The sequence below is a fragment of the Campylobacter sp. BCW_6461 genome, assembly GCF_001762735.1.
Taxonomy (GTDB): domain Bacteria; phylum Campylobacterota; class Campylobacteria; order Campylobacterales; family Campylobacteraceae; genus Campylobacter_D; species Campylobacter_D jejuni.
The window spans coordinates 1-2,387 of sequence record NZ_MJXJ01000016.1 but is presented as its reverse complement, the minus strand read 5'-3'; the positions used below and the strand labels follow the sequence as shown (position 1 = coordinate 2,387).

The window sequence follows — 2,387 nt, the reverse complement described above, 5'->3', positions numbered from 1 at the left end:
GTTTCAGCTATGTCCATCACTGCCATAGCACCCTTAAGTGTAGTAACACCTGCGGTTTCATCTTTTACTCCAAGAACTGAAGTTTTCATGGTTGCAAATTGTGATAAATTTGATCCAGTTGAAAAACCAGAACCAGAAGAAACATTATATACCCTAGAAGCTGCAGATGCAGTTGATATAAATGTTGCATTACCAGTAAGTGTAGCAGAATAATCCTTACCACTACCTATAGAATAACCTGAACCTGCTGAAAATCCACTTCCTTCGCTACTCATATAAGCGCTAACAGTAGAAAAACCACCTATCACAACACCTTTATTTACAGAACCAAATCCCATAGCATCAGCGATATTAGCATCGAGCTGCCCTTTTGATTCTCTTAAAGAAATAGAAGCTTGAGAAATAAAACTGTTTGCTCCAAAACCTGCAAAAGAAAGACCTGTACCACTTACTAAAATATCCTTACCATCGTTTTTAACTAAAGACAAGCGACCATAGTTTTCTTTCATATTGGCATTGATAAAAGCACCCCCGCCTATATTACCATCGATTTTAATCCCTCTACCTTCTCTTGAAGTAAGCAAAAGTTGTCCATTAGCATCGATTGAAGCTTCAACTCCGGTAGTATCTTTAACCGAATTGATTGCAGCGACCAAAGCACCGTTTCCATCACCATCTTCATAGGCTACTTGACCTATAGTTACTCCATTGATAGCAAAGTCATTTGAAGTAGTTCCGGCTCTAACTGCAGCCATACCTCTAGTTTCTACCGTAAAAGTAGCTCTAACACCTGTTTTATCAGCACTTTTATTGATCTCTTCTGCTAAGGCTCCAAGTCCTGTCCCAACTGAAGTTGAAATCACAACTTTTTGAAACTGAAAATCATCTATACCATTGTAATTTTTAAGAGTAAATTGTACTTCACCACCAGATGTAATTCTTCCTCCTGTTTCAAAGCGTGTTAAACCTATCTTAGAAGATTGGGTTGCTCCTATAGTAGCTTTTACAGTTTGATTTGAACTCGCACCGATTTGAAATTCTTGATTGATAAAATTTCCACTTAAAAGTTGTTTACCGTTAAATGAAGTAGTATTTGCGATATTGTCAAGTTCTTCCATTAAACGGTTGATATCTGCTTGAAGCATAGTTCTTGTTTTTAAACTTTGTCCATCTTGAGCCGCTTGAGTTGCCTTAGTTTTGATTGTATCTAAGATTTTAAGTTGCTCATCCATAGCCTTATCAGCAGTTTGTAAGATACCTAAAGCATCGTTACCATTAGATATAGCTTGACCTAAAGTATTAGCTTGAGATCTTAAACTATCTGCTATCGCCATCCCTGAAGCATCATCTGCTGCGGAGTTGATTCTAAGACCTGAACTAAGTCTGCTTAAAGAAGCATCCAAACTTTTACTATTTAAATCAGCGTTTGCTTTAGCATTTAAAGCTGCAACATTGGTGTTAATACGAAATCCCATTTTAAATCCTTTTAAAAAATTTCAAGCTCATCCATGAACTTGTTAAATGCTATATCGTGCAATCAAAAAAATATTTTATACTTTGGTGTCAAAATTTCATACTTTTGACAAAGACTTGTATTTTTGCTCTAGTTTTTCTATAAAATAAAACAACCATTCATGATAAGCTTTGATATAGGCTGTGATGAAATGCGTTTTATCTTGTATATGAAGTTTTAATACATCAGCAATCATTTTTCCACGATAAGCAAAAGCTCCTCTTAAAACTTCATCCTGTATAAACTCATCTTCATCTAAAGAGTGATTGAAATTTTCTATGTTTTGATAGACTTTTTCTAAAAATTCTAAAGGCAAAAGAAAATCTTTACTGAGTATATTTTCTAAAATTTGTTTTAAAGCTAAGGCATCGTCTAAAAATCTTTTGGCATTTTCTTGATCTTTTTGTATTTTTTCTTTGAATTTAGCTAGTAGTTTATCACTTCTATTTTTAGTTAAACTTTTTGGAAGTTCAAATTTGGGTTTTTCTTTTGTAAGGAGTTTTTCACAACATTCTTTAAAGGAAAGTTCTTCAGTGAAATTAATCCTTGCTCCACCTTCAGTGGCATTGTAAAATTTAGCCTTTTGATCATTGCAAGCAAAAAGATATTCTAATTTTATACGATAATCATTCCATGTGATATGAGTTAAAACTTCACCTTTGCCTCCATAAGCTTGGGTTTTTAAGGTAGGCACAGTTTTTTCTCCGCTAAATTGCTCGCCATAACTAAATCCTTTTGAATGAGAATTTCCTTCTTCATCAAAAGCTAAATCTTGCCCTATCATAATAATATTTTTAAATCCTAAAGCTAAAGCTAAAGTATAAGAAAAATGACTTACATGAGTACCCGTATCAATATAACCAAAGTCATTAAG

The 2,387-nt window shown here is 33.9% G+C and carries 1 protein-coding gene and 1 pseudogene; both read right to left on the bottom strand.

What is annotated here, in order from left to right:
- Positions 1–1,475 (bottom strand): flagellin (locus AJ882_RS03005; protein ID WP_070279665.1); only part of this gene is annotated, 1,475 nt, incomplete at its 3' end.
- A gap of 96 nt (positions 1,476–1,571) precedes the next feature.
- Positions 1,572–2,387 (bottom strand): annotated as a pseudogene (locus AJ882_RS03000) (motility associated factor glycosyltransferase family protein); the annotation flags it as partial.